Origin of the sequence: Staphylococcus sp. HMSC071G07, assembly GCF_001811435.1 — a bacterium.
Lineage (GTDB): Bacteria > Bacillota > Bacilli > Staphylococcales > Staphylococcaceae > Staphylococcus > Staphylococcus pettenkoferi.
Genome location: NZ_KV804784.1, coordinates 121,013 through 137,508 on the forward strand (window position 1 = coordinate 121,013; position 16,496 = coordinate 137,508).

General features: G+C 36.3%; 17 protein-coding genes. 12 read left to right on the plus strand and 5 right to left on the minus strand.

Features of this window, described 5'->3' with window-relative positions:
• The first annotated feature begins 75 nt into the window (after positions 1-75).
• The 4 genes from HMPREF2802_RS09905 to HMPREF2802_RS09920 all read left to right on the plus strand — a co-directional run bounded on the left by HMPREF2802_RS09905 (position 76) and on the right by HMPREF2802_RS09920 (position 4,687).
• On the plus strand, positions 76-1,143 hold the full coding sequence (locus HMPREF2802_RS09905) for an acyltransferase family protein (RefSeq protein WP_070504140.1): 1,068 nt from the start codon (positions 76-78) through the stop codon (positions 1,141-1,143).
• A gap of 19 nt (positions 1,144-1,162) precedes the next feature.
• A complete protein-coding gene (locus HMPREF2802_RS09910; RefSeq protein ID WP_070504143.1) occupies positions 1,163-3,046 on the plus strand; it encodes a DUF5776 domain-containing protein in 1,884 nt (627 codons plus the stop codon).
• Between the two features lie 173 nt (positions 3,047-3,219).
• On the plus strand, positions 3,220-3,840 hold the full coding sequence (locus HMPREF2802_RS09915) for a hypothetical protein (protein ID WP_070504147.1): 621 nt from the start codon (positions 3,220-3,222) through the stop codon (positions 3,838-3,840).
• A gap of 262 nt (positions 3,841-4,102) precedes the next feature.
• Positions 4,103-4,687 carry a type 1 glutamine amidotransferase family protein gene (locus HMPREF2802_RS09920; RefSeq protein ID WP_070504150.1) on the plus strand — a complete coding sequence of 195 codons (585 nt, stop codon included), beginning with the start codon at positions 4,103-4,105 and terminating at the stop codon, positions 4,685-4,687.
• A gap of 113 nt (positions 4,688-4,800) precedes the next feature.
• On the opposite strand, the gene HMPREF2802_RS09925 is transcribed toward HMPREF2802_RS09920, so the two are convergent.
• Positions 4,801-5,772: a tRNA dihydrouridine synthase gene (locus tag HMPREF2802_RS09925; RefSeq protein WP_070504154.1), complete on the minus strand. Its 972-nt coding sequence runs from the start codon at positions 5,770-5,772 to the stop codon at positions 4,801-4,803.
• Between the two features lie 217 nt (positions 5,773-5,989).
• On the opposite strand from HMPREF2802_RS09925, the gene HMPREF2802_RS09930 reads away from it, so the two are divergent.
• Positions 5,990-6,286, plus strand: a complete 297-nt coding sequence (locus HMPREF2802_RS09930; protein ID WP_242249963.1) for a MerR family transcriptional regulator — start codon at positions 5,990-5,992, stop codon at positions 6,284-6,286.
• Positions 6,287-6,395: 109 nt separating this feature from the next.
• A complete protein-coding gene (locus HMPREF2802_RS12395; RefSeq protein WP_256277938.1) occupies positions 6,396-6,713 on the plus strand; it encodes an NAD(P)H-dependent oxidoreductase in 318 nt (105 codons plus the stop codon).
• Between the two features lie 346 nt (positions 6,714-7,059).
• Here the strand turns inward: HMPREF2802_RS12395 and HMPREF2802_RS09940 are convergent, their stop codons facing one another.
• The 3 genes from HMPREF2802_RS09940 to HMPREF2802_RS09950 all read right to left on the minus strand — a co-directional run bounded on the left by HMPREF2802_RS09940 (position 7,060) and on the right by HMPREF2802_RS09950 (position 10,236).
• A complete protein-coding gene (locus HMPREF2802_RS09940) occupies positions 7,060-8,937 on the minus strand; it encodes an FtsX-like permease family protein (RefSeq protein WP_070504157.1) in 1,878 nt (625 codons plus the stop codon).
• Positions 8,927-9,685, minus strand: coding sequence for an ABC transporter ATP-binding protein (locus tag HMPREF2802_RS09945; RefSeq protein WP_070504159.1), 759 nt, complete (start codon positions 9,683-9,685; stop codon positions 8,927-8,929). Before HMPREF2802_RS09945 ends, HMPREF2802_RS09940 begins: the two co-directional genes overlap by 11 nt.
• A 164-nt stretch (positions 9,686-9,849) precedes the next feature.
• A complete protein-coding gene (locus tag HMPREF2802_RS09950) occupies positions 9,850-10,236 on the minus strand; it encodes a YxeA family protein (RefSeq protein ID WP_070504162.1) in 387 nt (128 codons plus the stop codon).
• A 188-nt stretch (positions 10,237-10,424) separates the two neighbouring features.
• Between HMPREF2802_RS09950 and HMPREF2802_RS09955 the strand changes: the two genes are divergently transcribed.
• The 6 genes from HMPREF2802_RS09955 to HMPREF2802_RS09980 all read left to right on the plus strand — a co-directional run bounded on the left by HMPREF2802_RS09955 (position 10,425) and on the right by HMPREF2802_RS09980 (position 15,448).
• Positions 10,425-10,790, plus strand: a complete 366-nt coding sequence (locus HMPREF2802_RS09955) for a DUF3139 domain-containing protein (protein ID WP_070504165.1) — start codon at positions 10,425-10,427, stop codon at positions 10,788-10,790.
• A gap of 286 nt (positions 10,791-11,076) precedes the next feature.
• Positions 11,077-12,435 (plus strand): branched-chain amino acid transport system II carrier protein, encoded by a 1,359-nt coding sequence (gene brnQ, locus HMPREF2802_RS09960; RefSeq protein WP_070504168.1) that lies wholly within the window; start codon positions 11,077-11,079, stop codon positions 12,433-12,435.
• A 183-nt stretch (positions 12,436-12,618) separates the two neighbouring features.
• Positions 12,619-12,843, plus strand: coding sequence for a hypothetical protein (locus tag HMPREF2802_RS09965; protein ID WP_049406339.1), 225 nt, complete (start codon positions 12,619-12,621; stop codon positions 12,841-12,843).
• A gap of 59 nt (positions 12,844-12,902) precedes the next feature.
• The gene (locus HMPREF2802_RS09970; protein ID WP_070504171.1) at positions 12,903-14,105 is read left to right on the plus strand and encodes an MFS transporter; all 1,203 of its coding nucleotides are present in this window, start codon (positions 12,903-12,905) and stop codon (positions 14,103-14,105) included.
• An 84-nt stretch (positions 14,106-14,189) separates the two neighbouring features.
• Positions 14,190-14,816 (plus strand): DNA-3-methyladenine glycosylase family protein, encoded by a 627-nt coding sequence (locus HMPREF2802_RS09975; RefSeq protein WP_070504174.1) that lies wholly within the window; start codon positions 14,190-14,192, stop codon positions 14,814-14,816.
• 74 nt (positions 14,817-14,890) lie between these two features.
• Complete coding sequence (locus HMPREF2802_RS09980) at positions 14,891-15,448, plus strand: DUF488 domain-containing protein (protein ID WP_070504178.1); 558 nt, start codon at positions 14,891-14,893, stop codon at positions 15,446-15,448.
• A gap of 191 nt (positions 15,449-15,639) precedes the next feature.
• Here the strand turns inward: HMPREF2802_RS09980 and HMPREF2802_RS09985 are convergent, their stop codons facing one another.
• Complete coding sequence (locus tag HMPREF2802_RS09985; RefSeq protein ID WP_308409852.1) at positions 15,640-15,957, minus strand: 6-pyruvoyl trahydropterin synthase family protein; 318 nt, start codon at positions 15,955-15,957, stop codon at positions 15,640-15,642.
• Between the last annotated feature and the right edge of the window lie 539 nt (positions 15,958-16,496).

The following is a 16,496-nucleotide window of genomic DNA, read 5'->3' on the forward strand; positions in this document are numbered from 1 at the left end:
TAATAAATGTCGGTTGCGATATTTTTAAAACTCAAATAATCAGATATGGTTATGCATATAAAAGGGAGAATACAAATGGGGCGTTACACTTCGGTTATTTTTTGGATGAGGGCCATTGCTTGCTTAAGTGTTGTAATGATACATACTATTACGACGACATTTTATAAATTCGATATGCCCAATAAAGGTTATCTATTAAGGATTTTTCAGCTAATATTGCTCTACGCTACACCGATGTTTGTGTTTATATCAGAATTTTTACTAGCTAAACGGTATAAGACGACAGTTAAAGAGGGGTTTTTCGTACAAAAACTGCTTACTTTAGGTATTCCATATATTATAATTAATTTAGGACTTGCTTATGTATATGGGGATTCTGAGAATTTCAATGGCTATTTGAAATCAGTCAACTCGATGATGTTTCATGGTGGCACATTGACTTATTTTATCATCATCATTTTTCAGTTTTATCTATTACATATGTTGCTAGCCAAGTATTTAGTGAAGTTAAATCCGATAAAAATGATCATATACTCATTAGTCATTACATCCCTGTTTTGGGCTATGAGAAATTTCATAGATGCGCCTGAATCCATTCTTGTTAATTGGCTTTGGCAAAGGGAAGGTTGGATGATCTTTATCGGTTGGTTGAGTTACTTTCTATTAGGTTTCTACATGGGATACCACTATGAGAGATTGATGAATCATATCCAAAGGTATACGTCGCATATTGTAAGTGGGACGATAATAGTAACGATAGTTGTTATTTTTAATTTTCAGTTTGGCATTTTAACTTTAGTTGATTCTAAACGCTTCGATACACCTATTTACGTGACGATGGTTATACTATTATTCTTTTTAATCGCATCTTACTTCAAATATGTTCCAAGATTTATCATTTTTATTAGCAATTATTCTTTTTCAATTTATTTAATTCACTACTTCTTTGTACATAGATTGGGAACATTAAGTGATCATCCATTGTTAAATGTTGTTTTTACATGGACGTTAACTGTGACTTTTTCAATATGTATCTCCTATATAGTGAATTTAAGTAAATATGGAAAGTATATTGTTGGAGGCATTGGGAAGACAACGCACGAAACCTATTATCAAAGCTATCAACAAAGGTTAGTAGATTAACATTGGGAGGGACAGCAACATGACTAAACTCGTTTCGATTATTGTGTCAGTGTATAACAAGGAGAATTTCTTAAATCAGTGTATAGAATCGTTAATTAATTTAGAAATAGATAAAGACAGTATTGAGGCTATCTTTGTGGACGATTGTTCGACAGATCGCTCTGTGGAGATTGTTAAAAATTATGAAAAGGACTATGACTTTATTCGATTAATTCAATTATCTGAGAATACGGGGAGTCCTGCTGAGCCGAGAAATGTGGGAATTCAAGAGGCTCAAGGCAAATATATTACGTTATTGGATGCGGATGATTGGTTAGATACAGAAGGCTTCCCTAAAGTAGTTGAAAAAGTAAATGCAGATGATGCTGATTTCGGTATCGGCCAGAGCTTCAAACATACTTCTAAAGGTGTGGGCTATCATGGTAAGTTCACAAATTATAAGGATGAATCTCACTTAAAGCCACAAGATATCGAGAAAATTTTTAGAGCTGTGGGGCCACCAGGAAAGCTGTTTAAACGTGCGCTTGTTGTTGATAATGACATTCAATTTGAGCATATGAAGTATGGAGAAGATAAGTTATTTTTCTTCCAACTCTTCTCTAAAGTAAATGATATTACGATGACTACGATACCGATGTATCACGTCAATCGCTTTGATGACAACGTTTCGTTGATTAAACAAACGTCCATGTTAGAGAAAGCGAAATTGAATTTAGAGATACTCAATCGAACTTGTGACATGGAGATGTCATCAGAGCTTAAGCGAATGGCGTTATCTAGAGTGCTTGAGATGGACTATATTGCACGTTTTCTACGTACGCGAACTTTTGTGAAATCGTCTGATAAACCCGCGTTTTATGAGATTTTTGATGAAGTAGAGCGTAAAATGAGTGAGTGCGGTTTTGAAGTTAAGGAGCTAATTACGGATCCAATATTTGAAATACTGCATACATTTTATCATCAGGCGGATGAGGAAGAATTTATCAATTTCGTATCAGATGTCGTGTATAAAAGATGGAAATTTACGATTCAAGATGACAAGATTTATCGCAATCTTACTCGATCTTATGAATTGTTTGAACCTCTTGCGGTGGATTGCTATCCAGTTTATGAAGGTACGCATGTGATTGATGGCGAAAAATATGAGGTTATTCGTGTCTTTAAGGCAGATAACGTCACAATTCAAGCGGTAAAAGCGGTTGAAATCAACAATGTGCCGAATGAAATGGAGTTGCCGTTTGAATATAAGGATGGCAGAACTTATGTTTCACATGAAGTATTTAAAAAGTTAGATACTGTGGATGTGAATTTGAGTGTTGAATATGGAAAAGGTGAATTCTCACTCGTGTATGCTTCATATCCTAGCTTTAATGACCTTTACCAGATGAAACGTCAAAATTTCAAAGTCGAGTTGATGAATAAAGAGAAAGCACAACAAAAAGTGGACTTGAGCGATAAATATTTTACAAAAGTGCCAGGACCGCTCATGACATTGAAGAAAGTGAAGCGTTATGAAGATATCGCGTTCAAAGCACCTATTGATACTGTGGAGGCTGGAACAAGAGTTGAAGCGGTGGATATACAGCATACATCTAAAGGCACGCCACGCTTCGTATTACAGGATGGTAGTATCTTGACGGCAAATAAAGACTTTGTGGCATTGATTGACACGTCAAATTTAGATCAATATATCACAGACGTGCCTCAAAAAGTGAAAATCACTAAATCATGTAAACTGTATGATACACGCACGTTTAAAGGTGAAGCGGTTCAAACGCTTAAAGTTAGTAAGAAATTGACAATTAAGGACATTATTTATACCAAAAATTCAACGCCAAGATTAGTGACCCAAGATGGACTGTTCCTGACTGCGAATAAAGACTTTGTAGAAGTGGTGAAGTAGTGTGTGTAAATGATTAATGGCTAAAATCGAGATTTTAGTGCAACTTCATATTAAATCTTTTGATGCAATTTTAAGTGGACATTTATTGTCCACTTTATTTGTTTAACTGGGTGTGTGAAGCGGTTTTTAAAATATGCGACCGTTCGATAATCATTGCATAGGAGAGATGAGATATGAGTGAAATCAGAATGGTAACGTATGAGCCTATGATATTTAAGAAAAGGGGTATCAAGGTTGTGGATAATAATAAGGATATACCAGAATTTTTAGATGCTTCTATTAGAACAGAACCATCATTGAATGTTGAATACCCTGGAGTATCATCCTTATGTAGAGGAAGTAAACTAGCTCCGAAGTTAAAAGAAGGAGATAAGATGGTGTATCTCACTAAAAAGAATATGTATGGCCAAGATTTTAAACATTGGCGATTGGTAGCTATTATAGAGGTCATTAAAGTTATGAAAACGCACGAAGATGCTGCTAAATGGTATAAAAATTATAACTATGAATTACCCAAAAATTGTGTGGTAGATGGCAATCCACCACTTTCTGCTAGTAAAACTACTATTGCTAAATCAAAAATACATGAGACAGAAAGAGGATATAAATTCAGAGCTAGAAAGTATAAGCAATTTAATATTTGTAAGAAAGTGCATGTAAATTTAAATGAACCCCCAATAATCGATGAATCGAAAATGAAAGAAATTTTTGGTACTAAAAATCCAGGTACTCAGAGTTTTAAAAAAGTCAGCGATGACGAGTACAAAAGTCTGGTAAAACTGATGGAGCTATAACGAAAATATTTAGAAAAAATGAATTTCAAGTTAAATTATAACCGAATTGCTAATTGGTAAGATAAATTATCAAAAGTGATTCGGTTATATTAATTAGAAATCTAAATATATACTAGCTTCTATAGTTAAATCAGATAGTTAACACTTTAAAAATTGCCACTATAAGATAAATAAAAGCAACACCCTTGTTTAATTTTTGAAATAAGTAACTTAATGATAAAATAAATTATAAGTATTAATTTTAAATTATGGAGAGATTTATATGAAAAAGGCTCTATTCTTATTACTAGATCAATATGCCGAATGGGAAGCAAGCTATTGTTCTTCAATGTTAAATAGAAGTAATGAATGGGATGTAAAGACTGTTTCTCTTGAAAATAATGTTACTTCAATTGGTGGATTTACTACTGAAATAGACTTGTTAATAGATGAAATTTCAGACTATGATGCTTTGATAATGATAGGTGGCAATAGTTGGAATATAGATAGCGAAAAGCTAAGAGGTTTCATTAAAAATGCTTTCGATAACGAAAAATTTATTGGTGCGATTTGTGGAGCAGTAGATTATTTAGGTAAACATGGACTCTTAAATAATTATAGACATACAAGTAATTCCGAAGAAGTTTTAAAAACTTACGCGGAATATAAGCCAAGACGCAAATTCTCTCCTCAACAAGCTATAATAGATCGAAATTTAGTCACAGCTAATGGGACAGCACCTTTAGAATTTACTAAACTTATTTTAAAAGGTCTTCAGTTTGATAACGAAGAAAATATAGAAAAACAAATTTACATGTATAAAAATGGTTTCTATGAGTATTGTAAAAAATATGGCAATCCTTATTAATACTATGATAGAAAAGTACAATGATTAGTTACTAAAAAGTACCCTAAGAGTTGGATTTCAACTAATTTTTAGGGTACTCTTCAGTATCTATATTTAATTTTTTGCCTTTACAACTACTCTCCATCCATCTGCTCTTCGAACTCATCCAACAACTTACGCACTTCGTCTGTCGAATTGGTACTCATTAATTCGTGGCGTAAACCGCTCGCACCTCTAATACCGCGCACGTAAATCTTGAAGAATCTACGTAAACTCTTGAATGGGCGACCAGTGTTTGCTGAATATTTATCAAATAATGTGAGATGGAGTCTTAATAAATCTAATAATTCTTTTGTGCTATGTTCACGAGGCTCTTTTTCAAACGCAAATGGGTTGTGGAAGATACCTCGACCGATCATAACACCATCGACACCGTATTTCTCGGCAAGTTCAAGACCGGTCTGTCTATCTGGAATATCGCCGTTAATCGTCAACAACGTACCCGGTGCAATCTCGTCACGCAAACTTTTAATCGCTTCAATCAACTCCCAATGAGCATCGACTTTACTCATCTCTTTACGCGTACGGAGATGGATAGATAGGTTAGCAATGCCTTGCTTGAAGACGTGTCTCAGCCATTCTTTCCACTCTTCAATTTTATAATAACCTAAACGCGTCTTAACGCTGACAGGAATCCCACCTGCTTTCGCTGCTTGAATAATCTCTGCCGCAACTTCAGGACGGAGAATCAGGCCAGAACCCTTACCCTTGCTCGCGACGTTGGCTACAGGACAGCCCATATTCAGATCCACGCCTTTAAAGCCCATCTCAGCCAGGCCAATACTCATCTCGCGGAACTGCTCAGGCTTGTCACCCCAGATATGCGCGACCATTGGCTGCTCATCTTCACTAAAAGTTAGACGTCCACGCACGCTGTGAATGCCTTCTGGGTGGCAGAAACTTTCCGTGTTTGTGAATTCGGTAAAATACACATCAGGTCTCGCAGCTTCACTGACTACATGACGGAAGACGATGTCCGTCACGTCTTCCATTGGTGCCAGAATGAAGAACGGGCGAGGTAATTCACTCCAAAAATTATCTTTCATAATCTATTAAACCTTCTTGTTTAGTAATATCGAAATTTATCCATGATGATACTACCACAAATCGCAGACTTATACAAAGGTATAGCGATGCGACTCAGAAAGTTGAGAGGGAAGTCTGCTGGGAGTCTAAAATATCTCTTTGGATATTAGTTTGTAAAATTAATTTGACCTTAAAGTAAGGTTTAATGATAGTTTTAAATACAAGAGGTGGAAAGACATGAGAATTGAAGAAGTATCAAAAAAATTTGATATTCCAAAATCACAAATAAGATATTATGAAAAAATAGGTTTACTTTATGTGCCACGAGATCTTAATGATTATCGTAACTTTGATGAAAGAAGTATTATAGACTTAAAAATGATTATAGATTTAAAATCACTAGATATAGATTTATCAGATATAAAATATATACTCGAGTTGTTTCATAAAACTACTAACCGAACGTGTAATGCTAATTCAACAGAATATATAGATAAAGTGATACAGAAGAAAGAAGAAGAATTATATAACTAAGTATTTATACTTAATAAATTGAAAAGGATTCATAATTTAGCGAAAAATAATCAATATGAACTAAATAAGGATGAGATTTTTAAAGAACTGAGCAAACGGAGAGGATAAAATGATTAGTGTTATATATGGTGGGAACCAATCAGGAGTGTGCTTTGAGTTATATCAATCAATTACTAGTGAGTTAAGAGAAATTAATACTAACGCATTTAATTTACAGCAAATGAAGTTACCTGTCACTTTAGAGGAAGGTTATCATACTGAACTAACGTCTCTACAAAAGGGGATAATCAATGATCTAAATCAATCAGATATATTAATTTTTATTTATCCACTTTACTGGTTCAATATGCCCCCTTTAATGAAAAGTTTTATAGATCAAACATTTTGGCCAGAGTATGCTTTTAGTTTTAAAAGAAAAATACTTTAAAAAGGGATTATGGAAAGACAAAAAGGCTATAATTTTATATACACAAGGTGGCCCTGAAATATTACATAGATTAAAGAAACGAATAGGGTATCACGTGTTGAAATATCCTTTAAATCTTTCAGGAATATATGACATTTCTGTTCATCATATTGATAATCTTAATAGAAATAAGAGCAAGTATAATAAAATTGATAAAAAGGTTAATCAAATTACAAAAAAGTATTAAATGAAGTAAAATCATTATCATAGTTAAATGGGTAAGACTTTATCAAATCACATTATAAGAGCCACGCACTTCTCATGCATGGCTCTTCAACAATTTTAACTTATACTATCATATCGCTACTTAAATTGACTTCTTAATCACTCGGTTGGAATGAACGAATGCGATAATCGCAAACACGAGGTAAACGAGTGTGTAAATAATCATGACGGTAAATACAGGTTTCATCGTCACGTTACCCATAATGTGCATAAATGTTTTGGCCGCAAAGAATGCATGTAACAGCGCAACAACGAGAGGGAGACCGAAGTTAAATAATATCTTCAATACTAAGCCTTTCGCCATATCTGAACTTGTAAAGCCGATACGACGCAGAATCTTAAAGTTATCACTCTCATCTTCAGTTTCGTCGACTTGCTTAATATAGATAATACAGCCAGCCGCAATTAGGAATGCTAAGCCTAGGAATGAAGTCACGAAGATGAAGATGCCGTTAGACGCATCGAGCTGTTTCTTCATCGTTTCTTTAGAAATGATTGATGGATCAATCTTCATACCTAATTTCTCAGCTTTATTCATATCACTGTGATGTTTTAAGTTAAATCCGTCATTGCGTAGAATGTTATCATCTGTTTTTACCGCATTATAAATCTCAGGACTCACTTCGACGACAGGCGCGTCATAAGACACATTTAAAGGATAGACTTTATCTTTATCGATTTGTGTCACTTTTACAGTTTTCTTCTCTTTTCCTTTTACAGTAATCTCTTTATTGTTGTGAATTTGAACGATACTTGGCATAGATTTTATGTTGGTTAGTTTCGCCTCGTTACCTTTCAGTTTAGAGTTGGCAGCTAGTGTCGATGTGTTGGCAGCATGTGTATCATCACCCATAGTCATAACTTCATCTTTCACATTTTTAGGGTTAATCGTTTCAGTTACTTTCTTTTCAAATGGAATATGTGCTTTATGGAGTTTATCTTCAAATTTCTCTGCGTGATTTGATTCTGAGATATTAAAATCTTGAGGTGTCATAGACTCCATAGTGTAATTCGTTTGTGACTGTGTAATGGCTGCGAAACATAAAATTGTAACCGTAATCGCTGAAATTACCGCAATAATTGTGAGCGACATCGCGTTTTTCTTCATTCTATGCATAATTGAAGAAGTGCTGACGACATCTGTGATTGATACGCGACCATTTTTAGCTCTCTTAGCCGTTTTAAAAATCAAAGAAACGGAACTTCTAAAGAAGAGATAAGCACCGACGACCGTTAAGAAAATAACGATAAATGGAGTTGCCATCGCCATCGTTAATGCTTTGAACGTAGTAAACATTCCCATTGCCATGTAATAACCGAAAGCAATCATCGCGATACCTAAGATACCGCCAATCACCTCAGGAATCGTAATACGTGCTTTCGTCGCCTCGGTTTTCGTGCTATCTTTCATCATCGTGAGAATGCTGCGACGTTTCAAGAATAAGGCGTTCTGAATCAGTATTAATACGAATGCGATGACAAGCATGATCACAGTAATACCTAACGCTTTAGGCTCAAAGCCGATCGCAATGTGTGTCTTGAGTTTCATGAGTTTCATTGCGATGTTGATCGCGAGTTGTGAACCAAAGATGCCAATAATCACACCTACGATACCTGTAATGATAAAAATCATGGATTGTTCAAGGCTCAACATTCTGAGAATATTGCCTCTGGATAGTCCAATAAGTTGGAATAACGCGAATTCTTTCGTACGTCTCTTGACGAATAAGTGGTTTGCGTACATCAAGAAGACGATAATGATGATAAAGAGTGTCGATGAGCCGATTGACGCGCCTTTTTTAAGGAACTCAGCAGAACCTGAATTATTGATACTATGTGAGTATTTTAAAGTTGCGAAACTGTAATAAATCACAATACTCAAGAGTAGAGAGAACAGGAACATCCCATAATGTTTGATATTCTGTCTTAAATTCTTTAGCGTAATTTGATTAAATGTCATGAGTCACACCACCTAATGTGGATTGTAGTTTAATGATTTCTTGGTAAAAGTCGTGCTTAGATTTACTATTTTGATGACTTTCTGAATGGATATTACCGTCTTTCAACATGATGACGCGCTCTGCGAAACTCGCTGCTGAAGGATCGTGCGTAACCATGATAATCGTCGTATTAAATTCGTTGTTCATATCCTCCAGACGTTTGAGTAAATCTTGTGCGCTCTTAGAGTCTAGCGCGCCTGTAGGTTCGTCGGCGAAAATGATGGACGGCTTATGAACGAAAGCGCGCGCAGCAGCTGTACGTTGTTGTTGTCCGCCTGAAATTTCACTTGGATATTTGTGACTTAAGTCATTGATACCTAATGCATCAGTAACTTCTTTGTAGTTTTGTTCCATTACGTATTTTTTAATTTTTTGCACTGACAATGGAAGCATAATGTTCTCTTTGACTGTGAGTGTCGGAAGTACGCTATAGTCTTGGAAGATGAAACCAAGTTGCGTTTTACGGAAATCAGCGAGCTTTTTATCATTTAATTTATTAATTTCTTTGCCATCAATGATGACCGACCCGCCTGAAATCGTATCGATTGAACTGATGACGTTGAGCAGTGTCGTCTTACCTGAACCCGAAGGTCCCATAATTGCGACGAATTCACCTTTTTCTACACTGAAATTGATATTTTTAAGTGCTTCATATTTTTGTTTATTGCCATAGATTTTAGATAAATTATTTACTTCTAGAATAGTCATTGTCTCACTCCTAATGATTGTTTATAGTTCAAGTTTACGAAAGAGTGCGCGTTGCAGCCTTTATCTAACCTTACAAATTGAGGGCTGTATCTTACAGATTTGTAAGGTTCTGTCAAAGAATACAAAAAACCACGACCTGAGTGTGCGGCCGTGGATCCATCGATTTATTTGAGTTTTTCGCGAGCATCTTGAGGAATATCTTTCTTCTCAACTTCTTCATAACTTTTAACAACTCCCGATTTTTTTATGATTTTTAGGTAGTGATTCTTTTTGAGCTTTTTCATACCTGTATACGTAATTTTTTTACTATGCCCATCTTTATCGTAGCCCGTCGTTTTATAAGTAGGTGCGATATCCTTTCCTTGCTTATAAGGTTTGTTCGTCTTCACGTAATATTTTTTAGTAGGCACTACCGGATTGATTAAGTTTAAACTTCGTACCTGAGTGTTCTGTGGATGCTTTTCACCATATATTTTAAGTCCAAACAATAATCCAACGATGAGTAGAATAATGACGACAATTGTCGTTAACGAGATTTTTAAAGCTTTCATGGCTAAGTTCTCCTTTCTTTAATTTCTATCTTTATTGTAGGAGCCTAGCGCTCTTCCAGCTTTTATCTAATCTTACAATTTGAGGGTATTATCTTACGGATTTGTAAGAAAGTTGAGGCGTGATATGGTAAAAGGGGCGAAGTAATAGGAAGCGATTCTACTATATAAAAGAAAGACGGATACATATTATGAAAAAAATATTACAGATACTTATTCTTTCTATCATTAGCATCATTTTTATAGTGTCGGCAGTTTTCACGACTATCATTACCTATCAAAAACTCAAAAGTGAAGCTGTTATTAATCATGTTATCTCCCAAAAAGGATGGTCTAAAAAGATTAAGCATGAGGAGATGCACTTTAATATTAAGATGGGTGAAGCGGAGAAAGAAGTAACTTATAAAGATCAACCACACAGTGTGTATAACTATACCGTGACGCCATCACCAGCGCCGTGGACGGATACTCGAGAGTATAAAGTTTGGGGTGAAACGGATTTAGAGAAAAAGGAATCTTACTATAAATATTTATTAGAATCGGAGCCATGTCGATAGTAGTTGTGAAAGACGGCGGGCAGTCTTCCCTGTAGAAGCAATATTTGAAAAATTGGAGGTTACGCATGAAGAAAATTGTGTTGTCCAAGACTCGCAACCCACTTTAAGCTAGTAAAATCAATTATTGCGCATGATTAATGAATCAAATCACTTAATTGTCACCTTAATGAGTGGATTTCAGAAAAAACTTAAAGATATTTCTTAAAAATCTTAATATTCGTCTCCCACCAGTTAGTTAAAAAATGTATAATAATAATATCACTACACAGTAGGAGAAATGCATACTATGAACAATCACAAACTCACAATTAAAGAAACTATCTTTATTGGATCGATGTTATTCGGTCTCTTTTTTGGTGCGGGAAATTTAATCTTTCCAATACATCTAGGACAAATTGCAGGCGCCAACATGTGGCCTGCAACGATAGGCTTTTTAATCGCCGCGATAGGGTTTCCATTCTTAGCTATTATAGCGATTGGTGTTTCTAAGACGAATGGAACTTTTGAAATTGCGACGCGCGTGAATAAGATTTACGCCTATTTATTCACGATTGCTTTATTTTTAGTCATCGGACCATTTTTCGCTTTACCAAGGCTTGCAACGACATCTTATGAGATTGCGTTTTCGCCTTTTATCACTTCAAGTACAGGCAAAGTCGTCTTACCGATATTTAGTATTTTATTCTTTGTCGTAGCCTGGTTCTTTGCGAGAAGACCGTCCAAGATTCTAGACTACGTAGGTAAATTCCTTACACCGGTCTTTCTCGTCCTATTAGCGATCGTCGTAGTCCTCGCCTTGATCCATCCACTGGGCAGTGTAAGTCATGCGCCAGTTAGTGCAGACTACCACCACAGTGCGACATTGAAAGGATTCATTGAGGGTTACAACACACTTGATGCGTTGTCTGCGTTAGCGTTTGGTGTCATCATCGTAGCAACGATCAAGAAGTTAGGTATCAAAGAGCCGAGCGGAATTACGAAAGAAACAGTGAAATCTGGAACGATTAGCATTGTAGGTATGGCTGTCATCTACGCTTTATTAGCCTTGATGGGAGCGATGAGTTTAGGTCATTTCAAAGTGAGTGAGAACGGCGGTATTGCCTTAGCTCAAATTGCCCAATATTATCTCGGTGATTATGGAATTATCATCTTATCACTTATTATCATTGTCGCTTGTTTAAAAACGACAATTGGTTTGATTACTGCTTTTGCAGAAACGTTTAATAAAATGTTCCCGAAATTTAGTTATCTGCAATTTGCGACTGCAGCGAGCTTATTAGCATGTATCTTCGCTAACGTCGGCTTAACGAAGATCATCATGTATTCAACACCGGTGTTGATGTTCATCTATCCATTAGCGATTACGTTGATATTATTAACGCTCGTCAGCTCATGGTTCCACCATTCACCTATCGTCTATCGCTTTACGACTTATTTCACGATGATCGCCGCATTTTTCGACGGAGTCAAAGCTAGTCCAGAATCATTCGCGAACACTGGATTTGCTCAAAGTTTAATCCACTTTGCTGAACACTACATACCTTTCTTTACGATTGGCATGGGTTGGATAGTTCCAGCAGTTGTAGGATTTATCATCGGGTTAATTGTCTATAAATTACGTGGTGGAAAACGAGGACACGCCTAACACTTTTGAGATAAGCTATTGAAGCGCTTAGGAAAGTTCATCTTTCTTAAGTGCTTTTTTCTTTGTTATGGATAAAAAAGACGGCAATTCTCAAGCGCTCTAGGTTTCGTTTTCCTCAAAGACGGGCATAAATTTAATAATTACAATGTGGGGCATATATTTAAAACAATGGGGGAATTGACTATGAAAATCTTTAAATTACGTTATCAACATTACAAAGATATTGTCGATGATAATGTGTTAACTTGCTATGTGCTGGCAAAAAATAAAAAAGAAGTAGAACAATTTGCGAAAAAAGTAAGTTACAAAATTGAGCATATGGAAAAGATTTCTAAACGAAAATACCAAAAAGAAAAAGCAAAAGGTAATGACTACGCACTTGAACATGCAGATCATTATTTAGATTAAGGGGCATTAATTACTCAGTAGGTCAAAGTGTGTAGTGAAAGTAAGTGAGGTGTACGAAAGTGCAACAAAGAAGCAATTCAACATCAAGAGGACAATGGGGGTTAATAGGAGCGGCGTATGCGTTTCTCATCATCATGATGGGGACAACTTTACCGACGCCGCTGTACCCAATTTATAGTGAAGAATTTAATTTATCGCCGTTAGTCATCACAATTATTTATGCTGTTTATGCAGGTGGTGTCATCTTCGGCCTATTAGTGTTTGGACAACTTTCAGATCGCATAGGGCGCCGTTATGTACTACTACCTGGCGTGATACTTTCAATTATCAGCGCGTTAGTCTTTTTATTCGCGACAAATTTAACTTTATTGCTCATTGGACGTATCATTTCTGGGCTTTCTGCAGGTCTTTTCACAAGTACTGCAACAGCAACGATAGTGAATCTTGCGCCCGATGATAAGAAGAATCAAGCGTCCACTATCGCGAGTAGTGTAAACATGTTGGGACTCGGTTGCGGACCATTAGTGTGCGGCATTCTCGCAGAATACTTACCTTATCCGACGCGTCTGATATTTATCGTTAATATTGCGACTTTAATCATTGCCTTCATCGCAATTTGGCTCATGCCTGAACCTGTAAAAGATCAACAAAGTTTCCACATTCAAGTTCAGAAATTAAGTGTGCCGGCTGAGATGCGCTCAACGTTTATTAATGCGGTGATTCCAGTGTTTGTTGGTTTCTCAATGTTGGGATTAATGACCGCCATTTCACCTAACTTCTTAGGTGAGATTCTAAATATGGATAATAAAGCGGTCGTGGGTGTAACCGTCTTCCTAGTATTCTGTGCTTCAACAGTAGGGCAACTCTTGTTTAAACAGAAGTCAGACTATCACGTGTTAAGACTCGGTAGTATGACCTTAATTGTAGGTGTCGCTTTAGTTGCCGTGTCATTAATTCTACATTCTTATATTCTGTTGCTCATTGGGGCAATGGTTTCAGGTCTTGGCCAAGCTTTCAGTTTTCGTGCGGGACTATCTACCGTTAATAGTGCAGCGCCTGATGATCAACGTGCTGAAATTACTTCAACATTCTTCACTATCGCCTATGTTGCAATTTCCATCCCTATCGTTGGTATAGGTTTATTAGAGTTAGGGCTCAACGTACAGTGGGCTGGCGTAGTCTTCAGCATTATCGTTGTACTTCTTGCGGTAGTTTCATTATTATTACTACTACGTCAAGGTCATCAAAGTACGAGTGAATAGAGAATGTTTAACGTGAAACAGCGGGAGGTCTCAGAGTAGGCTAAACGCTGTTTTTTTAAAGTTTAGTGTGAGGAGAGTTAGATTTTGGAAAAGTTGTGGCATATTTCAAAAGACGATAATCGCGTGCAGAAGTTAGCTGAAAAGGATAAAGTGATGGGTCAGTTAATCGAACGAATCGGTGATGTAGAAAGAACATTGCGTCCGTATCCATTAAAGTCACTCGTACGTTCAATCGTCGGTCAACAAATTTCAGTTAAAGCTGCAGAAACGATTTTTGGTCGATTAAAAGAGAAGATCAATGACGAGTGGACGATAGCGGCTTTTAAAAAGTTAACCGAAGAAGATTGTAAACAAATCGGATTATCTCGGTCTAAGCAGAAATACATCTTTAATCTAGTTGAACATATCGATAACGGAGAACTTGAATTTGAAAAATTAGACCGCCTTTCTAACGAAGAAATCATTAAACAACTTACAGCCGTGAAAGGTATAGGAAAGTGGACAGCAGAAGTATTTCTCATCTTTACGATGCAAAGAGAGAATGTCGTGCCAATCGATGATGTGGGTCTACAACGTGCAGCGAAACGTCTGTACAATCAGCCGGATGCGCGGGGTAAAGCTTTATTGAAAGAGTGTAAGGCCACATGGGGTGACCAAGGTACGATCGGTTGTCTCTATCTCTGGGAATATATTCATCAATATCAAATTTGAAGAATATAAGAGGGAAGGCAGTCTTAAATATTAAATTCTCGATACGCGAGTAAGATATAGAAAGAAGTGTGAATATGACCATTTATACAGTCGGACACTATGATTATGATTTAGAACAGTTTTTAGAAATGTTGAAAGAAGCAAAGGTAACGAAAATTATCGATGTACGCTCATTCCCGAATAGTAAGCGTCACCCTCAGTACAAGCAAGAACCTTTTCAGAAGTGGTTGAAAGAACACGATATAGGTTATCGTCATCTCACTGCGCTAGGTGGACGTCGTCAGCGCTCGGGCGAAGTAGGAGAGAATTTGAATGCTGGGTGGCAGAATCAGTCGTTTCACAACTATGCAGATTATACATTAACGAACGACTTTAAAGAAGGGATTCAGTATTTGTTTGCTGAAGCGGAAGAGAACACTGTCGCGTTGATGTGTGCGGAACGTCATCCTTCGCGCTGTCATCGTCTGATTATCAGTAACTGGTTGGTAGGTCACGATGTCGAGGTGAAACATATCATCGTCAGCAACAAAGGTGAGATTAATATCGTACCTCACGAGTTAGGAAAATGGGGCGCAATGCCGATTCTTGAAGATGATGGTGAAGTAGTCTATCCGAAGCTAGAAGCGAAGTAGTGAAGATATATAAGTGAAAGAGAGAGAATAGAGTGAGCTCACAGAAATCGTTGTGAGGGTCACGCACTGCTCTCTCCTTTTCTTGATTAGTCATCTTTACGCAATATCACACTATGGTCTTTGGTTTCCCACAGCTCAAGTTGGTCGAGTGTATTACCCTCTGGTAAATGCGTTTCAAATTGATCCCAAATTCACATCGCGATATTCTCTGCCGTTGTATTCATTTCAGGCAAGGTTTCGTTAATCACTTGTTGATGCAGATAAGTTTTTACATTTTGGTTAAAGATAGCATCCACCTCGTTGAAGTCTAACGCTAGCCCCATTTCATTCACTGGAGATTGAACGTGAACCTCTAACTCATACGTATGCTGAAGTAAATCTTTGTGTACAGTAGGCGTGAAATAAATTCGATTATCACATATAAAGTCATATTTTAAATTCAGTATCACATTGCGCTTACGATATTGAAATTGACTCGGTGGATTGAGATGATTCATTTCTTTGGTCATGGTTAGTGGCTCCTTTCGAGATCATTTATTATAATTTAAGATTACCCTAACTTCTTTAAATACAGAATCGCATTAAATCGACGAAATAAGCACTTTATATCAACTTAGCATTGAAGTATCTTAATTTTTTAAATGCTGAGTTGATGTAAGGTGTTTTTTTTAATAGTCATATTGAGTTTAACTGAAATATAAGAACAACTACACCTTATATATATTTTAGTTTTTTAATAACACTGCTTCATTATTTTTGACTTTCTGCGTACAATCTTGTGTCAGTATGATGACTTTTTCGTGTGATTTAACACTTCTTCATATTCTCTGCCGCCTCAATTCTTCTTCCCAAATTATGACATTTCTGAGACAGAGGACAAATTTTATACCTGCCTTGAAATCGGCCAATCCCCGTCATTATAAGATTCTTTATAGTTTAAAATACAATAATACTCTTTTATAAAAGGAGAAAAGAAAAATTCCTATAGATAAAAATTTGACTTTAATAAATTTGAGAGCTATGTTTTATGTGAAAACATTCACAAGGA